This is a genomic window from Leptospira fluminis (genome assembly GCF_004771275.1).
GTDB classification, from domain to species: domain Bacteria; phylum Spirochaetota; class Leptospiria; order Leptospirales; family Leptospiraceae; genus Leptospira_B; species Leptospira_B fluminis.
This window is the reverse complement of the sequence record NZ_RQEV01000009.1, coordinates 1-25,318: the sequence shown is the minus strand read 5'-3', so window position 1 is coordinate 25,318 and position 25,318 is coordinate 1. Positions and strand designations below refer to the sequence as shown.

At 47.3% G+C, this 25,318-nt stretch carries 24 protein-coding genes; 18 read left to right on the top strand and 6 right to left on the bottom strand.

What is annotated here, in order from left to right; all coding sequences use genetic code 11:
• Positions 1–28 precede the first annotated feature (28 nt).
• Genes EHO61_RS08220 through hslU form a run of 3 tightly spaced genes read left to right on the top strand, consistent with a single transcriptional unit; the run spans position 29 to position 2,959 of the window.
• Complete coding sequence (locus EHO61_RS08220; RefSeq protein ID WP_135813159.1) at positions 29–976, top strand: tyrosine-type recombinase/integrase; 948 nt, start codon at positions 29–31, stop codon at positions 974–976.
• Positions 954–1,517, top strand: a complete 564-nt coding sequence (hslV, locus tag EHO61_RS08215; protein ID WP_135813158.1) for an ATP-dependent protease subunit HslV — start codon at positions 954–956, stop codon at positions 1,515–1,517. Before EHO61_RS08220 ends, hslV begins: the two co-directional genes overlap by 23 nt.
• Positions 1,514–2,959: an ATP-dependent protease ATPase subunit HslU gene (hslU, locus tag EHO61_RS08210; RefSeq protein ID WP_135813157.1), complete on the top strand. Its 1,446-nt coding sequence runs from the start codon at positions 1,514–1,516 to the stop codon at positions 2,957–2,959. Before hslV ends, hslU begins: the two co-directional genes overlap by 4 nt.
• 13 nt (positions 2,960–2,972) lie before the next feature.
• Here hslU and EHO61_RS08205 read toward each other — a convergent pair whose 3' ends face one another.
• Entirely contained in the window at positions 2,973–3,806 is an 834-nt protein-coding gene (locus tag EHO61_RS08205) for a hypothetical protein (RefSeq protein WP_135813156.1), read from the bottom strand.
• 70 nt (positions 3,807–3,876) lie between these two features.
• Between EHO61_RS08205 and EHO61_RS08200 the strand changes: the two genes are divergently transcribed.
• From EHO61_RS08200 to EHO61_RS08185, 4 genes are read left to right on the top strand one after another with little or no spacing between them, the layout of a single operon-like run.
• Positions 3,877–4,137, top strand: coding sequence for a lipoyl domain-containing protein (locus EHO61_RS08200; protein ID WP_135813155.1), 261 nt, complete (start codon positions 3,877–3,879; stop codon positions 4,135–4,137).
• Entirely contained in the window at positions 4,134–5,015 is an 882-nt protein-coding gene (locus EHO61_RS08195; RefSeq protein ID WP_135813154.1) for a metallophosphoesterase family protein, read from the top strand. Before EHO61_RS08200 ends, EHO61_RS08195 begins: the two co-directional genes overlap by 4 nt.
• A 1-nt stretch (position 5,016) precedes the next feature.
• Entirely contained in the window at positions 5,017–6,063 is a 1,047-nt protein-coding gene (locus EHO61_RS08190) for an Mrp/NBP35 family ATP-binding protein (RefSeq protein WP_135813153.1), read from the top strand.
• Between the two features lie 40 nt (positions 6,064–6,103).
• Positions 6,104–6,793 (top strand): hypothetical protein, encoded by a 690-nt coding sequence (locus EHO61_RS08185; protein WP_135813152.1) that lies wholly within the window; start codon positions 6,104–6,106, stop codon positions 6,791–6,793.
• A gap of 28 nt (positions 6,794–6,821) precedes the next feature.
• Here EHO61_RS08185 and EHO61_RS08180 read toward each other — a convergent pair whose 3' ends face one another.
• Together EHO61_RS08180 and EHO61_RS08175 are read right to left on the bottom strand one after the other, a co-directional pair.
• Complete coding sequence (locus tag EHO61_RS08180) at positions 6,822–7,466, bottom strand: UbiX family flavin prenyltransferase (protein WP_135813151.1); 645 nt, start codon at positions 7,464–7,466, stop codon at positions 6,822–6,824.
• Between the two features lie 18 nt (positions 7,467–7,484).
• Entirely contained in the window at positions 7,485–8,399 is a 915-nt protein-coding gene (locus EHO61_RS08175) for a UbiA-like polyprenyltransferase (protein ID WP_135813150.1), read from the bottom strand.
• A 101-nt stretch (positions 8,400–8,500) separates the two neighbouring features.
• On the opposite strand from EHO61_RS08175, the gene EHO61_RS08170 reads away from it, so the two are divergent.
• From EHO61_RS08170 to ychF, 3 genes are all read left to right on the top strand, one after another.
• The gene (locus EHO61_RS08170; protein ID WP_135813149.1) at positions 8,501–9,151 is read left to right on the top strand and encodes a hypothetical protein; all 651 of its coding nucleotides are present in this window, start codon (positions 8,501–8,503) and stop codon (positions 9,149–9,151) included.
• 41 nt (positions 9,152–9,192) lie between these two features.
• Positions 9,193–10,104, top strand: coding sequence for a hypothetical protein (locus EHO61_RS08165; protein ID WP_135813148.1), 912 nt, complete (start codon positions 9,193–9,195; stop codon positions 10,102–10,104).
• A 66-nt stretch (positions 10,105–10,170) separates the two neighbouring features.
• Positions 10,171–11,268, top strand: coding sequence for a redox-regulated ATPase YchF (gene ychF / locus EHO61_RS08160; protein ID WP_135813147.1), 1,098 nt, complete (start codon positions 10,171–10,173; stop codon positions 11,266–11,268).
• A gap of 15 nt (positions 11,269–11,283) precedes the next feature.
• Here the strand turns inward: ychF and EHO61_RS08155 are convergent, their stop codons facing one another.
• Positions 11,284–12,873: a helix-turn-helix domain-containing protein gene (locus EHO61_RS08155; RefSeq protein WP_425460343.1), complete on the bottom strand. Its 1,590-nt coding sequence runs from the start codon at positions 12,871–12,873 to the stop codon at positions 11,284–11,286.
• Between the two features lie 619 nt (positions 12,874–13,492).
• Here EHO61_RS08155 and EHO61_RS08150 point away from each other — a divergent pair.
• The 8 genes from EHO61_RS08150 (at position 13,493) to EHO61_RS08115 (ending at position 23,336) form a co-directional block, all read left to right on the top strand.
• Complete coding sequence (locus EHO61_RS08150) at positions 13,493–14,476, top strand: sodium-dependent bicarbonate transport family permease (RefSeq protein ID WP_135813146.1); 984 nt, start codon at positions 13,493–13,495, stop codon at positions 14,474–14,476.
• Positions 14,477–14,685: 209 nt separating this feature from the next.
• The gene (locus EHO61_RS08145; protein ID WP_135813145.1) at positions 14,686–16,686 is read left to right on the top strand and encodes an alginate export family protein; all 2,001 of its coding nucleotides are present in this window, start codon (positions 14,686–14,688) and stop codon (positions 16,684–16,686) included.
• A gap of 17 nt (positions 16,687–16,703) precedes the next feature.
• Entirely contained in the window at positions 16,704–18,428 is a 1,725-nt protein-coding gene (locus tag EHO61_RS08140; protein ID WP_135813144.1) for a proton-conducting transporter transmembrane domain-containing protein, read from the top strand.
• Positions 18,395–19,282, top strand: a complete 888-nt coding sequence (locus EHO61_RS08135) for an NADH-quinone oxidoreductase subunit H (RefSeq protein WP_135813143.1) — start codon at positions 18,395–18,397, stop codon at positions 19,280–19,282. Before EHO61_RS08140 ends, EHO61_RS08135 begins: the two co-directional genes overlap by 34 nt.
• A 4-nt stretch (positions 19,283–19,286) precedes the next feature.
• Positions 19,287–19,898, top strand: a complete 612-nt coding sequence (locus EHO61_RS08130; protein ID WP_135813142.1) for a formate hydrogenase — start codon at positions 19,287–19,289, stop codon at positions 19,896–19,898.
• A complete protein-coding gene (locus tag EHO61_RS08125) occupies positions 19,895–21,103 on the top strand; it encodes a proton-conducting transporter transmembrane domain-containing protein (RefSeq protein WP_135813141.1) in 1,209 nt (402 codons plus the stop codon). The genes EHO61_RS08130 and EHO61_RS08125 overlap by 4 nt, the downstream gene beginning before the upstream one ends.
• Complete coding sequence (locus tag EHO61_RS08120; protein ID WP_135813140.1) at positions 21,100–22,521, top strand: hydrogenase large subunit; 1,422 nt, start codon at positions 21,100–21,102, stop codon at positions 22,519–22,521. The genes EHO61_RS08125 and EHO61_RS08120 overlap by 4 nt, the downstream gene beginning before the upstream one ends.
• Positions 22,518–23,336, top strand: coding sequence for an NADH-quinone oxidoreductase subunit B family protein (locus EHO61_RS08115; protein WP_135813139.1), 819 nt, complete (start codon positions 22,518–22,520; stop codon positions 23,334–23,336). Before EHO61_RS08120 ends, EHO61_RS08115 begins: the two co-directional genes overlap by 4 nt.
• A gap of 81 nt (positions 23,337–23,417) precedes the next feature.
• Here EHO61_RS08115 and EHO61_RS08110 read toward each other — a convergent pair whose 3' ends face one another.
• Together EHO61_RS08110 and EHO61_RS17290 are read right to left on the bottom strand one after the other, a co-directional pair.
• Complete coding sequence (locus EHO61_RS08110) at positions 23,418–24,854, bottom strand: hypothetical protein (protein WP_135813138.1); 1,437 nt, start codon at positions 24,852–24,854, stop codon at positions 23,418–23,420.
• Positions 24,855–25,130: 276 nt separating this feature from the next.
• Positions 25,131–25,318: hypothetical protein (locus tag EHO61_RS17290; RefSeq protein ID WP_210415323.1), on the bottom strand; the 188-nt coding region annotated here is incomplete at its 5' end.

The following is a 25,318-nucleotide window of genomic DNA, read 5'->3' as shown; positions in this document are numbered from 1 at the left end:
GGAGGAAAAACGATTTACGGAGCCTTACGTGAGCGAATACACCTTGGCGGTCCCCAAATTCTCTTCCGAAATCCTGACAAAAGCCGCTCACAGATTCCACGAGTATCTTCGTATAGAAAAGAACTATTCACAAAATACGTTAAACGCATATCTCTTGGATTTAAAATCCTTCTTTGAATTCTGTCAAAGCGAGCAAATCGACATCTATACCCTGGAAGCGGTAGACGTACGTTCTTATTTCGCGTTTCTATCCTTAAAACAGGGGTTAGACCGAAGAACCCAGAGCCGTAAACTTTCCAGCCTAAGAACCTTTTATAAAGTCATGTTTAACGACGGAAAGGTTCCTTCGAATCCTATCCTATCCGTTCAATTTCCCAAGACACGGAAACAGATTCCGAAAAATTTTCGCATCCAAGAAACCGAAGAAATCCTGGAATTCGAGGAGGAAGGTAGGACGTCGGAAATTCTGAACCTCCGAGACAAAGCGATCATAGAGGTCCTATATTCCGGGGGTTTACGGGTATTCGAATTGGTGGATGCCACTTTGACTAGATTATCCCAGGATCGTACGATCCTAAAAGTTTTAGGAAAGCGTAGAAAGGAAAGATTCGCTTATTTAGGAAAGGAAGCGGTGGAGAGTCTATCCGCATATTTGGAAGTCCGTCCTAATTTCCGACCGCAATGCGAAGAAATTTTTCTAAACCAAAAGGGAAAGAAACTGACGACACGGGGGGTCCGTTATATTCTGAACGAAAGAAGGAAACGGATGGGATGGGACAAACCCATCACTCCCCATAAATTCCGACACACCTTTGCTACGGACTTGCTCGACGCCGGAGCGGACATTCGAGCGGTTCAGGAGCTTTTGGGCCATTCCTCCCTTTCCACTACTCAGGTTTACCTGAGCGTAAGTAAGGAAAAGATCAAAGAGGTTTATAGAAAGGCCCATCCTCATGCAAAACGAATCGAATCATGATCCCAACAAAATATACGCGACCACCATCCTTTGCGTCCGGCGGAACGGAAAAGTCGCCATAGCCGGAGACGGCCAGGTTTCCTTCGGAAATACGGTAATGAAAAACTCCGCCAGAAAAGTCCGAAAACTCTACGGAGATCGGATCGTTTCCGGCTTTGCAGGCTCGGCCGCGGACGCATTCACCTTATTTGAATTATTCGAAAAGAAGGTTCACGAATTCGGTGGAAGTCTTTCCAGAAGTGCCGTAGAATTGGCTCGAGAATGGAGAACGGATCGGATGCTCCGTCGTTTAGAAGCCATGTTGATCGTGGCGGACAAGGACGATTCCTTTTTAATCTCCGGTACCGGAGACGTGATCTCTCCTGACGACGGAATTTTGGCGATCGGCTCGGGGGGCAACTATGCGCTCGCCGCGGCAAGAGCTCTCTACGGAACTACCCCGCTGGAACCTTCCCAAATCGTAAAGGAAGCGATGCGTATCGCGGCGGATATTTGTATTTATACGAATCACAATATTATCGTCGAGGAAATCAGCGTATGAGCGACAGGAATCCCGTTTCTCAAGAAGTTTCGGACGAACCTAGATTGAGAGAGGAAGATCTCACTCCTAGAGAAATCGTCGCGCGCCTGGACGAGCATATCATTGGACAGAAGAGCGCAAAGAAAGCCGTCGCGATCGCGCTCCGAAACAGGACTCGCAGAAGGAAGCTAGACCCCGAATTACGCGAAGAAATCTATCCGAAAAACATCATCATGATCGGGCCGACAGGAGTCGGGAAGACCGAGATTGCACGGAGGCTTTCCAAACTTTGCGGCGCACCTTTCCTGAAAGTGGAAAGTACGAAATTCACGGAAGTCGGATACGTAGGCAGAGATGTGGAAAGTATCATCCGAGATCTGGCAATGGTTTCCTTGAATTTGGTAAAACAAGAATTCCGGAAGGGAGTGGAGGCCAAGGCGAAAGAAAGGGCGGAAGAGGCTTTGTTGGACATCCTGCTTCCGTTTCCGATCAAGCCGGCTTCGGATCCGCAGACTACTTCCATCGGTTTCGCGACCACTGTGGACGAAGAGGAAAGAAAGCGCCGTTTTTCCGAAACCAGAGAAACGATGCGGAAGAAATTACGTTCCGGAAAACTGGATAACCAGGAAGTGGAGCTGGATCTTCCGCAGGCGGGCACTCAGGGTTTGCCCATGCTCCAAGTTTTCGGAGCCGGGAACATGGAAGATCTAGACAATCATATCCAGAACGTCCTAGGTGACCTGATGCCCAAAAAGCAGAAGAAAAGAAAACTTCCCGTCCAAGAAGCTCTCAAGGCATTGGAAGAATCCGAAGCGGAAAAACTTTTGGATCCAGATAAGGTCCAACGGGAAGCACAGAAACGTCTGGAAGAGATGGGTATCGTCTTTTTGGATGAGATAGATAAAATCGCGGGGCGAGAAGGAAGAGTGGGAGCCGACGTTTCAAGAGAGGGAGTCCAACGAGATCTTTTGCCCATCGTGGAAGGAGCTACCGTAAACACCAAAATCGGTCCCATAGCGACGGACCATATTCTGTTTATCGCCGCCGGAGCCTTCCACATGTCCAAGCCTTCGGATCTGATTCCGGAATTGCAGGGACGTTTTCCCATCCGAGTGGAGCTGGAAAAATTGTCCATGGACGACTTCGAAAAAATTCTGACCGCTCCTAGATCTTCTTTGACCCGACAGTACCAAGCGCTGTTAAAGACGGACGGAATCGAAGTGGATTTTTCCCCAGATGGAATCCGGGAAATCGCGAGAATGGCCTACGATATGAACGAAAAACACGAAAATATCGGAGCCAGAAGACTGAATACCATCATGGAAAGATTACTGGAAGATGTCAGCTATGACGGTCCGGATCTCCCGCCGGATAAAAGGAAGGTTTTAGTGGATAAAGCCTACGTGGAATCCAAACTGAAAGGAATCGTAGAGGATAAGGATCTAAGTCGCTATATCCTATAGGGAACCGGCCCGATTAAAAGGCCAGTTCCTTAAGTGCAGAAAGCGGATATCTCATATACACTGTGGTGGTTCTACTACCTGTGGTGATGGTCAAAAGATCCAGCGGATTCAAGCCCATCGTATAAAAGCCTTCGTCGATCATCGCGATCCCGAATCCTGCGCTTTCCTTTTCGTCCAAAAATTCCGGACGGAAAAAATCCGCAGAGTTTCCTTTGTCGAAGAGTTCTTTGTGTTTCAATCTGGATTCTTCTATCCTGCCGAAATCCATATTGTGGATAGGAGAGTCGTTTCGAATCCTAAGATTCAATTCGCTCTCCGTGATCCTGATTTTTACGGAGATATTCATCCGGTTCTTTTCCAATTTGGACCGGACGTTCGTAAGAAACTCTTTTTCCTCCGGAACAAGAACCTGTTTTTTGGCGCGGATCCGATCTTCCAACTGGAGAACGTTTTGCACCTGCCTTTTGATCTTTTCCGGAACCACATATCTTTGCATCGCATCCCGGAGAGGGGACGTGTCTAAGATGACTTCCAAAAGCTCCTCGGCTTCCTCTTGGGTGTCGCCTAGGTTCGAAAGTTTTTTCAGTAATTCGTCGCGAAAGATAATATGCCTGATATTACCCTTAATCGCGTTCAAGAGAGCTTCCATCAACCCGCTGAAAAGGTGGAAGGCCGCTAAGGGATTCGCTCCAATCTCGTCTAAGATCCCGTTTACCAGCTCGGAAAGTATGTCCCGGGTCGGTTTCGTAAGTCCTTTCAACTCAAGGTGAAAGAATTTTCTCTTTTTAAGATCGGAGATGTTTTGGAGGATTTCAGCCCCTTTGAGGACAGATTTCTGGTTTGCCATAAGAGGGAACTTGGAAAATTTAGTACACGATGGCTGCGGGACCCCGGTTCGGCAAGCTGGTTTTAAGAAGATGTCCGCAAAAACCGAAGATTTCGAGCTGATCACTCCCGACCTGGGAGATACCGACAAAATCGAGCTGGTTCGTTGGAATGCTCGTCCTGGTGAAACAGTGGAAGTAGGCCAAGAAGTCTGCGAATTGGTAACAGACAAAGCTTCTTTTCCGATGGAATCTCCAATCAAAGGCGTTTTGTCCGATATATTCAAGGACAAAGGCTCCATCGTTTCAAAAGGAGAGATCCTAGGAGTGATCCGGAGGGAAAAAACAGAGTGAAATTGGTCCATCTGTCGGACCTGCATTTTCCCGTTCACCTTCCTTTGACGAGCCTCAAAGGTAAGATGGTACCCGGGTATTTAAACTATTCCCTTCGACGTAGGAAGAAATACCCCCTTCGGTTATGGGATTCCCTTGTGGAAACCGTACTTTCTTTGGATCCGGACGCGATCGTAATCTCGGGAGACATCACTAACGTCTCTCACTTGACCGAATACTTCGGCTCTTTGGAATATTTACGACCTTTGTTAAACGAAAAAACGTTTATGATTCCTGGAAACCATGACCGCTATACGCGTGCGGCAGTGAGCGGACCGGTTCCTTATTACGAAAAGTTCTTTTCGCAATGGATGGGGGAACAGGTTCCCGGAAGTTCCGGTTACCTAAGATGGAAACAAATCGGAGAGGTATGTCTGATCGGGTTGGATTCGAATAAGCCTTTATCGGTGCTGAATGCTTACGGTTACGTGGATCCGAAAGTCGTCCGCCAAGCTTTGAATTTCCTGCACGAGAATCGAATGATGCAATACGTATTCGTGTGCCACCATCCGATTTGGAATCCTCCGGAACGTCAGGAATCGGCAGGACATAGGATGAGGAATCGGGAGGAAATCGCCGAAATTCTAAGGGAATCCCCGCCCTTGGCTTATTTGCATGGACATGTACATACGAATTGGGTCAAAAAACCGGGAAAGAAGAAACCGTACTACGTGATCAATTCCGCCTCCAGTACCCGGACTTCCGATCTAAGGCACGAATGCGGTTTTCACTTATTGGAAACCGGACAAAAAACTCCGGAAATCAAACGCTTCACTTATTCGGAGCAGACGTCCAAGTTTATGGAAGCAGCAACGATCTTATACGAAGAAAAGGAATAAAATGGCCGGCAAAATACAACCGATCGAAGTTCAAAGAGAACTCACGAAAATCAAGCATCCGGAACTGAAAAAAGACATCGTGTCCTTAGGCATGGTCGCTTCCCTCGAAGTCGGGGAAGAAGAGACGAACATACTAGTCAAAACTCCGAACCAAGACAGAAGGGTTCAGATCGGGCTGGAAGCTCAGATCCGGCAAACCTTGTCCAAAAAGGAAGGGATCGGGAAGATCAAAATCAAGTTCGAGGTGGATCCCAAACTCCAACTGAACGATTCGAACCGGATCGTAGGAGTTCAAAAGGTCATCGCGATCGGATCCGGAAAAGGAGGAGTGGGAAAATCCACAGTCACCGTCAACTTGGCGGCAGCCGCGGCGGCCCAGGGCTATAAAGTAGGCGTAATGGATGCGGATATTTACGGTCCCTCCATCGGAAAAATGTTCGGTGTCAACGGTCGAGTCGCCCTGAAAGCGGAAGAGGATAAGATTTATCCTTTGGAAAAGGACGGATTGAAAATCATCTCCTTCTCCTTTCTAATAGACGAAAAGCAACCCGTGGTCTGGAGAGGACCGATGCTCGGAAAAGCGGTGGAACAATTTCTTTACGACATCGTCTGGGGTGACTTGGACTTTCTATTTATCGACCTTCCTCCAGGCACCGGAGACGTACAATTGTCTCTAGCCCAATTGATTGATTTAGACGGAGCCGTTTTGGTTACCACTCCTCAGTCCGTGGCGCTACTAGACGCGAATCGCGCTGCCTCCATGTTCCAACAGGTAAAGGTACCCATCCTAGGAGTTGTGGAAAATATGAGTGAATTTGTGTGTCCGAACTGTGGCCATTCTACTCCTATCTTTTCCCATGGAGGAGGGGAAATCCTGGCGAAAGGCACCGATGCAAAATTCTTAGGCGGAATTCCTCTTACTATGGATCTAATGAATGCGGGAGAATCCGGAAAGCCGCTCGTGTTCCAGGATCCGAACGGTAAAGTCGCGCAAGCGTACAAAAACGTCCTAGAAAATCTCAAGGAAGAGATAAAAAAGTGGGAATGAAAGCGGATCGTCAGTCTGTTAATATCAGGAGAGGGAAACAGTGAAGTTTGAGAAAGGCTCCGAAAAGAATCCATCCGGAAACCTCATCGTTTACTGTAACGTTGTGGGAGAAAATCCTCTTTATCCGGGCGGAAAAATCATAGCATCCAACGTAGTAGTCAGCTTCTTAAGGATTGGGGAAAACTTTCCCGTAGTGACGTTCCCCCCGGTTTCTTTGGACAGTTACGAAGATCTAAAACGGATCATTTCGGATAACTACGATAAATACGACGTAGTCAAGATCAAAGATTTCGAAATGCCCGTCGAACAGGATGATTCCAATTCCTATATCAAGGAAAGAATGGATCACTTCGAAAACGTAGTGATCCGCTACGTGGAACTCTGCAAGAATCGGGAAGGGAACTCGTATTCTCCCGGAGAAAAAGAGCCCGAAGGAGTCCGCGATTACCTGGATTCCTTGGCAAATTTATCCTTAAAAGTAAGACGCTCCAGCGGTATCGCAAGAGAAGCTTCGCTTTTACACATGGAAAAATTGGTGGAGAATTTCGCGGGGAAACACCCGGAATTCGATCTTCATAATTTCAGAAAGGCCCTGGAAGTTCCCGGCCAAACCGGAGAAGAACTGATCGGGTTGTACCTGCAAAAATTCAACGCGATCTCATACGAAAGATACGAAGACGCATCTTCTCTGAACAAACGGATCCAACAGATCGAATCGGTAAATTCCTGATTCGGATTTTACAGGGAAAGCCGCAGCTCTAGAGAATCAGGTTCGTTCCGTGGCTTTTCGGAGTTTCCGGATTCCATCTAGGGTACAAATCCACTTCCTTACCCAAGAGCTTAAAAATACGGGAGGCAATAAAATCTCCCAAATCGTCCAAACTTTTCGGCATCTGATAAAAGCCGGGAGATGCGGGTAAGATGACGGCTCCGGCATCATGAAGTTCCAACATAGTCTGAAGATGAATCCTGTTATACGGAGTCTCTCTCGGAACGAGGACCAATCTTCTTCTTTCTTTCAGGCTGACATCGGCCGCACGATCGATTAGATTCGCAGTCACTCCGGATCGAATGGACGCCGCCGTTTTCATCGAACAGGGAACGACCACCATCCCTTCCCAGGTATTGGATCCGGAAGCGATGTCGGCGCCGATATCCCCGTAGGATCGAACGTGGAACCTATGCTTTAGTTTAGATTTCCATAATGTACCTACGAATTCCAGAATCTCCTCCGCATTGGCGGCGGACGTTCCGTATTCTTCCTGAAAGACACGAACGGAAGCGGGGCTTGCGACGATCCAACTTTCTCCGTCCATTTCCATAAGAGCCCTGAGAAAGCGTGCCGCATAAATGGAACCGCTCGCACCGGCCATCGCCACGACCAGCTTGCATTTTTCATTCATGGCAGTGTCTCCTTCGGATCAGATTCCCAATTGTCGTACGGAATCCGCGATTTCTCTCGACTTTTCCAGCAGGATTCCCGCAAAGAGTACGACGGAGATCCAGGAATGGATTCCGTAAAAGGCGGGCGGAAAAATCCCATCCTCGTTTTTTCTAGCGATCCATTGTTCCCCCGCCATGAGGAAACCGGTCGCAAACCAAAAGATCCAAAAGATCCCGGACAGGCCCGACTCATATCCCGCCCATGCCAAAAAACAAAGAGATAAGACATGAGAGAGCCTGGAAATCCAGAGGGAATTCTCCAGTCCGAAAAAAACCGGAACAGAATGCAGTCCTTCTCTCTCGTCAAAATCCCTGTCTTGCAAAGCGTATAAAATATCGAAACCGGCTAGATTGAATGCGAGCCCGAGCGTCCACAATACCGGAATCCAGGAAAACTCCTCACGCAACGCGATCCAAGTCGCTAACGGAGCTAGTCCGATGGAAAGGCCCAGATAGAAATGACAAAGGAAGGTGAAACGCTTGGTATAAGAATACGTGAGAAGCAGAAATAGGGTGGGGGCGGCCAAGTAAAAAGACAATGAATTCAAAAACCAGCTCCCTACAAAAAAAAGGAGGGCTGCCAAAAGTACGAACACAATCGCCGCTACGTCTGAAATTTTCCCAGCGGGAATCTCCCGGTTTGCCGTTCTCGGATTCTTGGAATCGAAACCGCGATCCGCCCACCGATTGAAACCCATGGCCGCACTTCTCGCTCCGATCATGCAAACCAGAATCCAAAAAAATTTCATTCCCCATTCGCCGAGAGTCAATCCCGGAGTCCTTAAAAAAGCGAGAATGAATGCAATGCCAGCAAAGGGGAGAGCAAAGAGCGTATGGGAAAATTTTACGAATCTTCCGTATTTGCCTAAGATATCTAGTACCGAAGAAATCATTGATTTCAAAATCTTAAAAAGCGAAGTTCGAGGAAGCAGATTTTTGATTTTCGTTTCGAAAAAGGATGATTTTTTCCGCGAATCAAAAATGCTCGGAAGATATGGTTTCTAAGCTAGGGGGAAAGCGTATTTCTCCGGTACAAAGAGAGGAAATACGGACGGTTCTGAACCGAATTTTGAAGAATCCGAGCGTGCACTCCAAATGGTTGAATACTCTTTCTCTCTTGGAGCATATAGGTTCCCGGAAAATTCACGCCTCCCAAACCGGCACTGCGATTTCCGAAATGGTGCTGAGGCACGCATCGGAGGAAGCTCGGCACGCCGCCTTTTTTAAAAAATTGGCCTTGCAAGTCCATCCGGAAGGATCGGAGAATTACGACGAAGGCTCGTTACTGGTCGGGACCTCCGCAGTATTTTATTTTCAGAGACTGGATTCCATGGTGAATCGGGAACTTTCCTCCCGTGAAATTCCGAGTTTTTCGCGTAAATTTCTTTGTTATCTGTACGTCACCAAGTTGATCGAGGAAAGAGCAGGAATCGTATATGAAGAATACGAATCCTGTCTGAGAGAAAGCGGTAACGGAATCTCTCTCCGAACGATACTGAAAGAGGAAGAAAACCATCTTAGGGAAATGAACCATCATTTGGAAGAACAGGATCCCGATTTTCGCAGTAGAACGGAGGAATTCCGGGAAAAGGAAGCCGGATTCTTCGCGAAATTCTTCGCCTCATTAAAAGAAAAAACGGCATAATACGGACGATCGGGACACTGGTCAGGCAGGAAGAAATCAACATGGTCCAACCGGTCGTTCGGATTTTTCTGTCTTTCCTTCTTCTCGGACTTTCTTCGCTTCCGATTTCCTCCCAAACGGAAGTACAGAGTAGAAAGGATGTTCCGATTGGAATCATCGTCTACTGCCCCTCTCCGGAAAAAATCTCCGAAAAGGACCCCGTTTGGGAGAGGAATCTTTCACTATGGTACAAAGCGTACAAAAAAAGGAAACAGGCGGAAGGAGGAGGGGCGTTTCTACTGGGTTCTTTTCCGATCACCTCGGCGAATTCCGAAGAAGAAAGAAATCGTCTCCGTAATACGATCGGATTCGACATAATGTTCGACGGAGCTTCCGCGGACCTTTCCAGGAAAAAGATTTCTAACGTCAAAAACGAGGGCAGAGAGAAATCATCTCGCAAAAAGAAGAACCGAAGAGACAAAAAATCCGATTCGAAAAACTCGAAACCGTCGTCCTCCTCCGTACTAGGCCCCACGCAAGCGCTCGCAAGAACCGAAGCGAATTTAAACTTTCTATTTTATTCCTCCGCCTTTTCACCTTCCACGGACACTCTCCCCGCTCGGAAAGAATTCAGGTCCCAACTCCTAAAATGGGTCGGTGAAATGGAAAATCACTTTTTATTGATACAAGATTTCGATCCTGCCTCGAAAGAGGATCCGAATCCGGTTGCGGAAGAACTTCGTTCCTTACGCGCCCAGGGAATCGGATCCCTGCCTTCGGTGATTTTACTGACCGGTTCTAGACCGTTGCGTTTTTATGAGGGCGAATATACGTTCGGCTGCGGAGTCAATCCCGACTCCCTCAGACTAGTCGCGTTGGAATTGTTTTTCAGGAACGGAAAATTGATCCGGATCGCGGAGGAAACTTATTCCCTAAATTCCATGGATTCCAATAAACCTTGGGTTCTCGAATAAGACCACTGCCGCTTGTCCAGCTAACAAACGAATTTACATATTTTCGCGGCGAAGAACATTGACCTCATGAGTCTCAATTGCGGAATCGTAGGTCTTCCGAACGTAGGAAAATCCACCATCTTTAATGCGCTGACTAAGGCGGGCGCGGAAATGCAAAATTACCCGTTTTGCACGATAGAGCCGAATAAGGGAATCGTGGAAGTTCCGGATGCTCGCTTGGAAAGATTGGCCGAACTTTACAAACCGCAAAAAACAATTCCCGCAATTATGGAATTCGTGGACATCGCGGGCCTGGTCAAAGGGGCAAGCCAGGGAGAAGGGTTGGGAAATAAATTTCTTTCCCACATCCGCGAAGTGGACGCGATCTGCCACGTAGTACGCGCTTTCGAGGACGAAAACATCACCCACGTTCACGGTAAAATCAATCCGGTAGAGGATGCGCAGGTCGTCACCATGGAATTGATTTTCGCGGATTTGGAATCCGCCGAAAAACAGCACCAAAAGATCGCAAGAAACGCGAAAGCGGGAAACAAAGAAGCCCAAGAAACGGTCTCGGTGCTGGAAAAAATCCTGAACGTTCTTAAAGCGGGCAAACCGGCCAGATTAGCCGAGATCAAACCGGAAGAGAAGAAGATCGTCAAGACCTTCAACTTGATCACTTCCAAACCGGTAATGTACGTGGCAAATATCAGCGACAAGGCAGCGACTCAAAAGGACAATCCGTTGGTTGCAGCCGTAAAAAAAATGGCGCAAGAGGAAGGAGCGGAGGTCGTAACTCTCTGCGGGAAATTCGAGGAAGAAATTTCCGGACTTTCCAGGGAAGAACAATCGGAGTTCCTCACCGAAATCGGAGAAACTCAAAGCGGTCTGGACAGAATGATCCATGCCGCCTATAAGCTACTCGGCCTTTTGACTTTTTTCACGGCGGGGGAGCAGGAAGTGAGAGCCTGGACCACCGATTTAGGAAGCACTGCACCGATCGCCGCTTCGGTCATTCATACCGATTTTGAAAAAGGATTTATACGCGCGGAAGTGATGAAGTTCGAAGATCTGGACAGAACCGCAAGCCCCGCCAAAGTAAAGGAAGAAGGGAAGCTCCGTCTAGAGGGAAAGGAATATCTAGTCCAAGACGGAGACGTAATCTATTTTCGAGTCAACGCTTGAAGACCGAAAAATAGATTATCTCGACGCTACTTTCTCGCCCGAAACTTCCTTTCTAAACGAATTCGGGTTCGTTCCGGTCAATTTTTTGAATTCCAAATAAAAAGCGGATCTGGAGCTGAATCCGGAACGAGAACCGATCTCGGTAGTGCTTTCTCCCGGAAGTTCCATGAGCAGATTTTTCGCTTCCTCTACCCTGTATTGGTTGATCAAAGATGGAAAACTGGTTTTGAATTCCGTATTAATGAGTTCGGACAATTGGTGGATCGTAATTCCTAGCTCCCGGGCGACGTGCTCCTCTTTCAAGGATTTCGTGAGAAAAATCTTTTCCGATTCCAAGAGTTGGCGGATCCGTTGGACGAAATGATTCACGTCCAGAGAGGTTAAGTGCGATTTCCGAGAGGCGCCTTCCGCTTCCTCCCTTCTTCGGATAATCTCTCTTGATAATAGGGAGGAAAAAGCGGTCAAGAAAGGGATAAAGTATAACACGCCGTAAACCGCGATCCGATTGAAAGGGTAAAAATCGAAATGAAAGATCGTTTTGTATAGATCTAGCATAAGGAAAATTCCCCAAACGGATAAGAAGAGAAGATCGTAGGCACTCCTCGGTCGAACCAAAGAAAAATGCGTTTTAACGAAATATAAGATCATCAAACCGTAATTTGCCACGAGAATCAGAATCCGATGGTCGTACCAAAATTCGTAAAGAGGAATCAGCGGGTATAAAACTCCCGCAAAGCATACGATCCAGAAAAGAGGGGACCGATACACCGTCCCTCTCTCCTCTCTATCCCAAGTGGATAGATACAGGAAGAATGCGATATGGGTGATTCCCAAAAATAGAAAATAACTGTGTCGGAATAAGTTGTTCGCATTGCCCGCGATCGAAGCAAATTCCTTTCCATGAAGAAAATACAGGGTAACAACCACCGAAAAAAGGTAAAAGGGCAGGGATAAGAAGACGCTCTTTCTGGTTTTTATATAGTAGAAACAGTTATAGCTTAGGGATAAAAGCAAAACGAATCCCATGGTCACGAATATGACGGAGCGCAATCTTACCCCCATCATGTAATCCGCCTCCGTTCGAAGGCGGATCGGATAGTTGATGTCCTCGTTGGAACGGACATACAGATAAAACGTCCTCTCTTCCCTAGGCTCGAGACGGATGTTAAAATGAGGAAGAGGGGAGATCAGATCGTCCCAAAGAGGATCCACATCGTAACCCGCAAAACCGGCTTCAAACTTCCCTTGCAGATCGATAGAGCACAGTTCCGCATCGGGAACGTTCAACCATCCCAAGACCAAAGTACGATGAATCGCAAACTCTCCGGAATTTGCCAAACGGAAGCGAAGCCAATTCCCGTTGGGATTCCGTTTTACTCGAACGACTTCTCCCGCGTTATGATGCCATTCCATACGGCTCAATGCTTCTATGGTTTCGGACTTACAATTCAGGAATTGGGAGCCACGATAACGATACTCGATTTTAGAACTGATATTTTGAGGAGGAGAAAGTTCCTGAGTGAGCTGAATTACGTCCGCTACTTGGTTGGAAACTACAGGGTTCGAAGCAATCGGAGTCGCTAGCCAAAGTGCAAAAGGAATAATAAGAGAAAAAGTTTTTGCTGTGCCTCTTCCGATTCGCGGCCTTTTCTCTTCGATTATATTCACTTTTCAGGATCTTCCTTGTAGATTTCTTTGTACCAGACTCTCTTAGTATGTCCAGAGGAACAGTAAAAAGTATAAAGAAAAATGAGAAGATCGTCATTCTATTTTTTTACATCTAGCTTAGGAGTTTCGATGACAATAGTTCGGAATTACGATTCCGAAATAGGGTTTTCAAAACTTCCATAATTATAAACTTGGATTCGCTAAGAATTATTTTAACAAGCTAAGTTTAGAAACTAAGACGTTTCCAGCCTCAAAACTCCCTTACTCTTTCCCATCCAGTTTTCGATTCCTTTTTTCCTAAAAAACAGGATTCCTTAGGTCATTCTGACATAGAGCCTATCAGTTTCTCAGAGAACTGCCTATTCTTTGGGCAATCATCTCGAATCGCTGAAAATACTCTCATTTTTTGCTATTTGAAATATTTTTTGGTGTCCAAATTTATAAGTTTGGAAGGCTATGTAATACTTATATTCCTTCTCGGATCCGTGCCAGTTCGATTTTTACCTTCCAAAGAGGGTGACTCCGGCTCCAACGACCGAGAATCCAAGGAGATTTTATGGATATTCATGCCGTTGTGGAGAACATCCTAAACCCCCCAGTATTGTTTTTCTTTCTGGGGATGGGAGCGGTGCTTTTTAAATCTGATCTCGTGATTCCGGATCAGATCGGAAAGTTCTTCTCGATGTTTTTGCTGTTCTCCATCGGGTTCAAAGGTGGACACGAGCTCTTCAAAACCCCGTTTACTCAAGAGCACTTTTTCGTACTCCTGGGTTGCGCGGTTATGGCGACTATCGTTCCCATCTACGCCTACTACATTCTGAAGATAAAATTGGATCGTCCGAATGCGGCCGCTCTGGCAGGATCTTTCGGTTCCATCAGCGCCGTTACGTTCGTAACTGCAGGCGCCTTTCTACATAACGTGGGACAGGAATTCGGAGGATTTATCGTAGCCGGTATGGCTTTGATGGAATCCCCAGCGATCGTCGTTGCCGTTTTATTGGATAGAATAGGACGCAGCAAAGCGGAAGGCGCCGGAAAGAACGGCTTTTCCTGGAAACATCTTCTCCATGAAGCCTTCTTCGGTTATTCCATCTATCTCCTATTAGGCGCTCTGTTCGTCGGATACTTTACCGGAGAATCCGGCTGGAAAAAGGAATCTCCCTTTTCCGAAAACCTGTTCCAAGGGATCTTGACCTTGTTCCTTTTGGACATGGGAATTTCCGCGGCGAAACGCTTTAAGGAACTCGCTCATGTAGGTTCCTTCCTGATCATCGCAACATTGATCATCATGGTGATCAATGTTTCCCTCGGCTTAATCCTGGTGAAAGTGATAGGAATGCCCCTCGGAGACGCCTTCATGTTTACTGTGCTTTGTGCTTCCGCTTCTTATATCGCGGTCCCTGCAGCAATGAAGGGCTCCATTCCGGAAGCGAATCCGAGCATTTACCTGACGGTGGCTCTCTCGATCGTGTTCCCGATCAACATTGTCGCAGGTATTCCGTTATACTATTACTTAGTAAAAACGATCCTCGGCGCGTAACCGGACAAAGTGTGTTTCTTTAAATACAAAAACAAAAGTTTAAAGAAAGGTAAATAAAAACCAAGCGACAAACCCGGTTCCCGACCAACGGGAACCGGACTCCTCGCAACAAGCGAAATAGATGAACGCGAGTTTCGCCATCATGCATGGCGTATTGAATCAAAAATCCGGATGAGATCCGGTAACAAAACGAAACTCGGAGGAAGAAAATGAATATTCCAAATCGTGAAAAGGACCGGACGGTTCGACCACCTATATCGGTTCTGATCCATCTCTCCGCCCTTATTCTGTTCGGTCTGCCGACAATCGCAGTTTTAGGACAGGATAAGCCGACAGAAGTAGCGCAACCACAAATACAAGTGCAACCTCAACCGGCAACAACGACACCGACAACCGCAACACCTGCCGGCGCCAACGCGGACGACGAGAACTACGTATCTCCTTTAAAAACAAAGGGACTCACTAGCGAATTCAATCGGGCCGTCTTAATCGATCCCGAAATCAGTAAAAAATTCTCAACGAATAAGAAAGGATGGCTGAACGATTGGATACGGGTCGGCGCATACGTTCGCCCGAGATACGAGGACAGGGAAAACCTGGGCTTCGATCGTGCGAATAAGGGGAACGTTTCCCGGATTATGCAGACCACACAGCTATTTTTTATTTTAGATCCTAGTCCTTACTTTACCATGAAAGTAAACATTCAGGACGCCAGGGTTTGGGGAGGAGAAACCCCAGCATCCGTCGGAGACGTCCGGGCCAATACCTTTGCTTCTACCGGAAACTTCGTGATTCCGGGACAAGCATCGATCAATCCCGCCGGAGCGACTTCCATTAGAGAGGCCTGGTTTATGATTAAAAAACTGCCTCTGGATGCGAAAATCCAGATCGGTCGCCAAATCCCCGTTTACGGAGACCAAAGGCTGATCGGCGGCGCCAACTGGACGATCAACGGTCTTTCTTTCGACGGTGCGAGAATCATGTTCGACCGTGATTCGTTTAACATCCATTTCTTCGGATACAAATTGGTTTCCAACGCTAGCGGTCCGAATAATGTGCTTTCCGCCAGTTCACCGATTACGTACACTGATCCCACAACCGGAAAAACGGTTACTACTACGGGAAATCCGGACCAATACTTAGCGGGAACTTACAATACGGTGAAAGCAAAAGATTGGTTTTTAGTAGACCTGTATTCCTTCGGAGTCTTGACTCACAAAACTCCGATTTCCCCCGCAGGAACCCTAACCACTCCTTCCGCAGCCGGAGCCGATTTGACGCCGAACGCCTGGAACAAACAGCAAAACAACCTAATCACTTCGGGTTTCCGCATTTCCAACAGGACGGTTGGCAATTATCAGTCCGCTACCCACTGGGCCGGATGGGACTGGACCTTGGAAGCGGCTTGGCAGTCGGGAGCCACGGGAGCTAGAGTTGACAATCTTGTCGCTGGACAAGACGTAACATTACCTCTCACCGTCAACGGCGTCACTTATAACGGAAGCGTAGCGGGTACCAAAAATCAGAAATACGCCGGAGAGTTTTTCGTTTTACAGAGCGGGTATACGTTCTTCGAAAGATTACGTCTCGGGATCCAGTACCAGTACGCTTCGGGAGACCATAATCGAACCGACGCGACTAATTCCACGTTCCAAACGATTGCAAACCCTCGTTTCGGTATCATCCCGTATTTCAACAACGTCGCCGGTTTGTCCGAAAACATCGGCGTTAAAAACCTGATCAGCAAATCCGTTCATATGTCCTACAAATCGGAACAGTATGGAACCTTTTTCGTATCGTACTATTCTAACGATAAGGCACAGGTGCAGGACGCTTGGTACGCGATCAACGGTACGGCGAATACCGGAGCTTCTACGGAGGCAAACAACGGCGTGACGAATTCTTCCGGCCAAACGGTTTACACCCTGGGCAAATTAGGAAAGAACATCTATAACGAATTCGACCTCGCATGGAATTACGTGATCAGCGAATATACGTCCGTTTGGCTTGGAGCGGGATTCTTGACGGCAGGAAGCGCGGTTAAAAACCAAAAGAACGCTTTGTATACCTACACGGTTGGAAATGATGGCTCTGTGACCCTAACGCCTACTGCGGTCCTGAATCACATGACTACGCCTTCGGTCTACGGTCCTGCGGGAGCGGCCTCCCAGGCAAAAATGTTCTACGTGCAGTTTAACGCGTTATTCTAAAATCGAACGGGAGTATTATGACGATACTTGCTTACCTTGCAGTCGCGGCTTCCTTACTAATCCCCTTCCTAATCGGAAGGGTATTAGGAGTGGACTTCCTCGGAGCGGATAGCTCGATTTTTATCGGTTTATCCCTCCAGGCATTCCTGGGAGCATTCATTTCCCTTTACGTTGCAGGATACGAAAAAGAGAGAAAACCCCTGGTATTACTGGGATATTCTCTCTTTTTTTTGAGCACAGGATTGTGCTATCTTGTAGGAAAAAGCCTTTGGCTTATCCTGTTTTGGGAACTTTCCACGATTACCGCCTTCCTCCTGTATTTGGGAGGAAAATGGACGGACTCTTCGGTTCGCAGTTTCGTTGCTCTGGTTTCGGCAGGCGGGGTGGGGGCTTTTTGCTTCACTTTTTGGATTTTTGCCTCCGACCCTGCCATCGGTTTGTTTTTCCTAATCATCGGCCTTTTGATTAAATCCGCCTTTTTCGGGGTGCATTTTTGGCTACCGGAAGCGCACGCGGGAGCTCCTGCACACGCATCGGCGGCTTATTCGGGCCTATTGGTCAATCTGCCTTTAGTGCTTTTCTCGAAATTCGCGTTGCCTCTTTTATCGGGAACGTTCTATGCCACCGTTCTGATTCCGATCGCCGGGATCGGAGTTCTCTGGGCCGGAATGACCGCACTTTTCAGCAAGGAGATCAAAAAATCCATCGCATACAGCACGGTGGAAAACATGAACCTTCTCTGGTTGAGCCTATTGCTTGCGGGTTATTGGCAATCCAGCGAAGTGGAAGGACTCAGGCTTCTGAGCAAAGCCTTTACGGTTCTCTTTTTGATTTCTCTCGTCCATCACAGTATCAGCAAAACTTTTCAATTCCTTTACTTCGGCTATCTCTCCAAACTATCCGGTTCTTCGGCTGTAGACGAGAGTACGGGAGTGGGAAGAAGTAGCGGGATCCCCACATTTTTGGCGAGCTTGGGAACTCTCAGTTTCCTTGCGATCCCCGGAACCACCGGATTTCTTTCCGAAGCGACGTTCATCAAATTGCTTTCGGCGGTAGTCGCCGTGCCGGGTACAAGTCCTCTGTTGGTTCTACCTCTATTGATTCTAGTCTGCACAGGATTGGCACTAGGCGCGGCATCCCACTTAAGACTATTCTTGGGTCTCACACTTTCCAGACCCCGAAAAATCTTCGAAGACCATGGAAGAAATCTTCCCGTTTCCATCTCCCTCGGTTTTGTAGGAGCCTTCATTTTCCTGGCTCCCGCGATCTTTTTCGTGTTCGTAAATCATTATGCTCCCGTTAAAGTCGACTGGCTGGAAACGGAGTGGTTCCACGGACTCGGAATATTGAATCTTGTAGGATTTGTCCTACTTTTATCGGTCGGAGTTTTGGGACTTCGGCATAGAATCAGGCAGAGAAAACTTTGGGATTGCGGCGGCCAATTCGGCGGAGCCGAAGTCGCCATCGGTCCTTCTGCGATCTCGGATCCGTTGCTATCCCCCTTGGGGAGATACTTCGTGGATAAGAACGGAACTTCCCTATTCGACCAGAGTTTTACGCGCATTCTGATCAAATCGATCAGCGCGGCAAAGGCGAAAATTGTCGGCGCCGACGACGAATCCATTTCGATCAATCTGACTTATTCATCGTTAACCGTATTGGCCATACTGACCGTCATCATCGCGATCCGATTGGCCGAAGGAGGTATATGGAAGCAAATTCTTTCCCAGTGGATGCACTGATCCGCGTCATTTCCTTCATTACTCTTCCGTTTTTATGCGGAGGTATCATCCAAAAAATCCGCTCCTACGGACAGGGCAGAAGGGGAGCACCCGTTTTACAGATCTTTTACGATACGATTCGGATGATTCGGAAATATCCGATCGACGGACCTTTTTCCGGATTCTTTACGGAAAGTTCGGCGATCTTCGTATTCACGTTCGGAGTGACTCTCTGGTCTTTGGTTTCGTTCGAATGGGCGTCTCTCCTTCTGGTCCCGTTTTTGATCGGGATGATCCGATTCGCGACCGTCGCCTATGCGGTAGAAAACGGAACCTCTTTCGGAGGAATGGGAGCCGCGAGAGAAACGCTTTTGTACGTTCTGGCGGAACCGATTCTGATTTTGGTCCTGGTCGTCTTCGAATCGAATCTGGTATTCCAAGCGAGCGTTCCGAATCTGGCCTTCGGCTTTCTGTTTTTGATGGGGGCCTTATTAATCGTCCTCTCGGATCTCGCAAAACCGCCGTTCGACGATCCGAGAACCCACTTGGAACTGACCATGGTTCACGAAGCGATGCTTTTAGAAGCTTCGGGAAGAACAAGGGCCTTTTTCGAGCTGGCTCATCAGTTAAAAACGGCTTCCTTGGTTCTGTTAATCACTAAGTTGGGCCTGGAACACGTGGAAATCTTCCTGAATCTGATCACGAATCCGATCGCGAGGGAGCTTTCCGTAACCGGGGGAGCGCTTTTCTTGTCCGCATTGATCGGTTATTGGGAAGCGAACAGCACAAGAAGAAAGTGGGTTTGGATCCCCGAATTGCTCGGGTTGAACTTTATCTTCATGCTGATCTTGGGCATTTTACTCAAGCTAGGATAAAATAATGGCAACAGATTTCAGCTACCTTATCATTCTCTTAACGGGAGTAGTCGCTCTTTTAGAAAACCGTCTGAAACGGTTAGTCATATTGATCGGTATCCAGGGATTTCTCCTATTGATCCCACTTTATCAGGAGGAAAAAGGAGATACGTTTCATTCCGTTTTTCTGGCGTTGATGGTGGTTATCTTTAAAGGGCTGCTCACTCCTGCCATTCTGTATTGGACGGCGAGAAGAACGAATTCCGCCGAATCCACTTATCCGAAAGTAGGTTACTTTCCGACGTTGATACTTCTTTTTATCGGCGCGGTCGTCAGTTATACGTTTATAGGGGTGATCCACTCCTTCTTCGGAAACGACCATCCGTACGGATTTCACTTCGTGCTTCTACTCATCTATGTCGGGCTCGTCGGTTTCGTGGTTCGGAGAAATTGGTTCGGAATCGTCGCCTGCTTCAGTATCTTCGAAAACGGGATCTTCCTTCTTACGTTGCTCCTTAAATCGGGAGTTCCTCTGGGAAGCGAATTCGGTTCCTTCATCGACGCGGTCCTAATCATCGGCGCCGGCGCCGCTTTACGGATCAATAGTGAAAAAGGAAAGGAGGAAACTTCGGCATGAGTTTGGAAATTCTATACGGAATCGGGTTCGCCGTTTTTGTACTGGTCTTTTTGACCTACGTTCTTGCTCCTACCCGGAATCAAACGAACTTACCTTTTTGGTCGGTGCTCCTTGTTCTCTGCGCCGGATTGAACTTCGTCGCCTGGAACGAAAAAGATGCGACCCTACAGTGGGTCCTGATCGAAGGTACCACTTTCGTCGGTTCTCTTCTGATTTCCTCCAGTAGGACGCCTAAGTCCTATCCGATCGCTTGGAAATTCCTTTTGATCAACTCTTTCGGCCTCGGTATCGCGTTTTTAGGGATCATTCTAATTCTCGCGGCCTTCCATGTCATCAACCAACCTGTGGAAGTGTTGGTGGCAAACATCTCGGAACATCCCGAGATCATCTGGGTGGAAGTCGGACTCTGGCTGGCTATCTTCGGTTATTCGGCCAAGTTGGGTCTGTTTCCGAATCACGTCTGGATCGAGGACACGTATGGGGAGAGTCCTACTCAGGTTTCCTCTTTGCTTTCCGCCTTCATTCCGGTTTCGGTTTGTTTCGCATTGAGGCCCTTTGTTCATCTGGACCATCAACTTTTCCCGCATACGTTCAGCGGAGCGGACGGCCTATTAGTGCTTGGAATTATCACTATACTGATTAGCATCTTCGCGGTGTACGATCGGGATGATATCCGCAGGATATCTGCGAAAGTGGCTCTCTTTCATACGGGTGCCTTAGCGGTGATCCTTTGGATGGATTTGAGCGACAACATATTCTATTTCGTAATGGCTTCCAATCTGGTCGTGAAGTCCCTTCTGTTCATCAGCATGGGAATCGTCCGCATGGACGCCGGCAAGAGAGAATTGGGTAAGATACTCCAATCCGACGCGATCAATAAACCAGCTTTGTCCCTGTTTATTCTTTCGCTGTTTCTCGCTTTCGTCATGCCGGGATCTCCCGTATTCGTAAACGACATCGTGCTCATTAAGGCGGGTCAAATCGGAGGCAAAGGATTAGTGATTCTGGTTCCGATCCTCGGATTGGTATTTTTCGGGGTGATGCTGTATAAAATCGCCCCTTTATTGAATTTGAAAGGTCGGACTTTCCAAAAAGAAAATTCGACGATCTTACGAATCCGGATGACCAACGGATTCTTCCTCCTTCTCCTTCTGCTCGGAACCGGGTGTTGGGGCTTCTTCCTATTAGTCCAGGGGATTTTATGAGAACTGTTACCGGAATTTTTCATAACAAAGAAACCAAACATACGCATCGTTATTGGCTTACGAACGACGGAATCGAGCAGGAAACTCTATCCAAGGCCAGCGAAAAATCCCTGATCGAAGATCATACGAACCCGATCTGGATCCTTCGACATAGCCTCGGTAACAACCAAGGACCCGAAGATTATTCTTCCATCGACTTCGAAAAATATCTTTCCCAAGACAGAAAGCATTTGCTGGAAAGATTCGTAACCAAGTCGGGAATCAAGGACTTGGTGTACAGAGGAATCAACGTACCGGTTCCGAATTCCTTTTACAGCCACGCGGTCGGTCCGATCCACGCCGGAGTGATAGAACCCGGACACTTCCGATTTATCGTAAAAGGGGAAGAAATCCAAAATTTGGATATTCGTTTGGGATTCCAAAAAAGAGGCCTAACCGAATTGATGAAGGGCCTGGATAAGGATTCCATCGCACCGTATGGAGAGGCGATTTCGGGAGATTCGACGATCGCTTATGGCATCGCGTTCAGCAAAGCCTTCGAAGGCGCTCATGCGATCTCGGTCCCTCAAGAGATCGATTTTGCCCGTGCCGTTCTCCTCGAGATCGAAAGAATCGCGATCCATATAGGAGACATGGGAGCCATCGCGGGAGACGTAGGATACTATCCTTTACAAGGGGTTTGCTCCATGCAAAGGGGTATTCCGTTAGGCGTCATGGAAGCATTGACCGGAAACCGCTTCGGAAGAGGCGCTTTATCTCCGGGAAAAGTCCGGCTGAAAAAACAAATCAGCGCAGAGTTTTTATCCGATTTGGCGGGAAGAATTTCGAGCGTAACCAAAGATGTGGCTTCGCATTTCGAAAGATCCGCGGAAAAATCGACGAATCGGGAAAGACTACAAGTCTGCGGGACCGTACTGCAAAAGCAGGTCAAAAATTTAGGTTTTGTGGGCATGGTGGAAAAATGTACCGGCTTGTCCCGCGATTTGAGAAAACACGATCCTTCCTATAAAATGACTCCCGAACCTCTGAACATCGATATGCATCATTCCGGTCAAATGAGAGGAGATGCTTGGTCCAGATTTTATCTCAGATACCAAGAACTGAAACACAGCGGAGAATGGTTGGCTTCCGCTATTCCTATGCTGATCGAATTCCCTAAAGCAGCCGAGGCTTTTGCGAAAGCGAAAGCTTCCAAGCCGAAACCGGGAGTTTATTTCGGATCTGCGGAAGGATGGAGAGGACCGGTTTTGATCGCGGTCCAACTGGACTCCGCAGGCTCCATACTGGAAGCCTATGTTAGGGATCCATCCGTAATGAATTGGCATGCACTCGAACTGGCCGTCCGAGGTGAGAACATCGGAGACTTCCCTTTGAACAATAAATCTTTCAATCTCAGCTACGTAGGTGTGGATCTATGAAATTCTTTTACGAAGTACTCAATATTTTCAGGCCGGCTAAGAATATGGACTTTAAAAAGGTCCAGCCCACGAATCCTAACGCGAGAGGAATTCCCGTCCCGAATTTCAAAAAAGGGACGTCCTGTCTAGAATGTAAAGCCTGCGAAAAAGTCTGTCCGACCAAAGGGATAGAGATCGTATCCGCTAAGGAGATCGTATTCGATTACGGAGCCTGTCTTCAATGCGGTCTTTGTGCCGAAGCCTGCGGAGACGATAAGATCGAAAACTCCGGTTTTATCCATGCGTATTCCGTAGATAGAAAGGCTCTTGTTGTCTCCTATGTGGACGGAATTCCGACGGAATATTCCGAAAACGTTTCGGAAAACGTAAACGCTTTCCGCAAAATCACCCGGAACACCGGATTCCAATATAGGGAAGTCGCAGCTAGTGGAAATAACTCCACCGAAGCGGAAATCAACGCGAGCTTCAATGCGGTGTTCGATAGTGAGGCTAGTATGGTACGGGTTGTTGCTTCTCCCAAGCATGCGGATGCTTTGGTCTATGCGGGTCCTGTCGGTTCGAATATGGAAGTTCCTTTGCAAATCGCTTGGGATACGATGCCCGAAACAAAGGCCCTCATCGCTTGCGGGACGGAGGCAGTTTCCGGAGGACTATTCGAATTGGGAAAATTACCCAAAGAGCCGGATCTATTTATCGGGGGAGATCCTCCAAGACCGGACGTGATGATCAGCGCCTTCCGATATCTGATGGGTAGTAGAAAGTATTCTTTTCGAGAAGAACTTTCCAAATTCGTGGAAGGAAGAAAGAAACATTGAGCCGAACGAATTCGTAAAACTTTCTTTCGTTCTCAAAATTTCACCGTTCGAAAGCTTTTCGCCTCGGGTCGGAAAGCTTTTTTATGTACTCTCCGAGAGTTTAGCCGAGATATCGATCTTTCCGGCCGAGTATAACGCTTCCCTAGTTCTCAAACCGGTGGAAGAAAAGCGATCCTCGCTATTCAACCCTTCGATGATACTTACCGGATAAGAAATTCTATGGTCCGATTCGTTTGTCCGGACCGGATAGAACCTCTTTTGGTCCCTATAGGAATAGGTGGTTAGAATGACGATTTCTTCGTTCGTGAATACCTCCTGTACGTTTCGGAGCATCGTATTCATTCTAGATGCGATGTTTTCGTTGAAATCCTCCCAAATCCGGAGTTGCCCGGAATTCTCCACGTTCAGATGCACGATCACGGGATACGGCTTCGGATCTTTCTTTCTGTTTTTTTCCAAAACGTTTTTGGCCACGACGATCGCGTTCGTATCCTCTCCTCGGCCTGTTTTTACCAGTACGGCTTTGTTCCTTTGCAAAAGTTCGAATCCTTCTCCGTAACAAATGATTTCCTCGGCATGATCGAGGTATTTCCACCTATCCGCTTCCTCTAACGCGGATATCTTATTCTTTTGGTAGCAAGAATAGGACAAATTCCAAAGAGCCTGGTAGAGTAGGGGGGCGAGTAAGGTACGGGGAAGGTCCTTTACTTTAGAAAATTTATGAAGGAGTGCATTTAATATTTCCGGCTGTATCAATTTTTGGGAATGAAACTCCTCGGAAGAAACGATCGCGGATATCTCCCGAATCAGGAAGGACTTCATGGAAAGGGAAGTGGAATATTCGTCGAAAAAGGATGCGACATTACCGGAAAAAAGTTCCGCCGGAGTTCGAAAGTTCACATTGCGGGAGATCGCCGGATCTTTTACGGGGTATTTTAGAAAAAAAGAATGAAATACTTCCGAAGGGATCTTCAACCCGAATTCCGAAACGAGCTCACGTGTATCGATCCTATTGCCGTCTTCGAAAATGAGAGATTCGGACATCACGTCCGTATTCGTTTTTCCCTCGATTACGTAGAGTTTATCTTTGGAAAATACCTTTCGGACCGCTTTTGTTTGTTCGCTGATCGCGCCTAATGCGGCGTCCTCGTCTCCATGATGGGCCGCGCAACCCAGTCCCGGAATATCGGAATGGTGCATATAAGCGATAAAAAGAGCCGGCATTCCCGGAGTGTTGCAGACGGCGTCGTTGACCACTCTATCGATGCGATTCCAGAACCAGAAATTGTTCATGTTGGTGGATACTATGTTTCCGTCCGTTCTACCGAAGCGGATCGTTGTGACAGGATATCCTTTTAGCTTACTACCATGAACCCGACCGTCTATGCATTTGGTTACCAAGACTTTGGGAGCCCTTAGACTGAATTCCTTGATCACATGCCTCATTCTACGGATCGTCTCGGATTGAAGCACGTTTTCCGCGAGGTATCCTTCTATGTATCGGTGCGCTAGATCCAAGTCTTTCCTCCGAAAAATCAAACGATTCCAAGAAAATAAAGGTATAGATACATTACCCGTTTGTCACTAGATTTACGCATTAAATTACGGAGCCCCGTCTTCGGGAAAAATAGACCCTTTCTCGCTTCGTCTTTTCTTTTTCGCATCCACTCCTCGGGAAATCGGAAATAGTATATTCAATTTTTGTAAAATAATTTTCAGAAAAACCGAAAACACGATTGCGGATACATCCAAAAAAAAGAAACACGAAATAAGATTCGCTTTCCGCTCGAATCTTTAAAGCAAGAGAGCCCTTCTCTCAAGCCCAAATGCGACATAATAAACCGCCAAAAGAAGAAAATCCTGCTCTTTCTTCCCATAGAGAGCGGATCTACACAAAAAGAGAAAAGAAAATTGTTTTAGATGTTTGGATAAAATATACAAAAATAGTTTGACGTGTGTGGTGACGTAATTAATGTGGATAC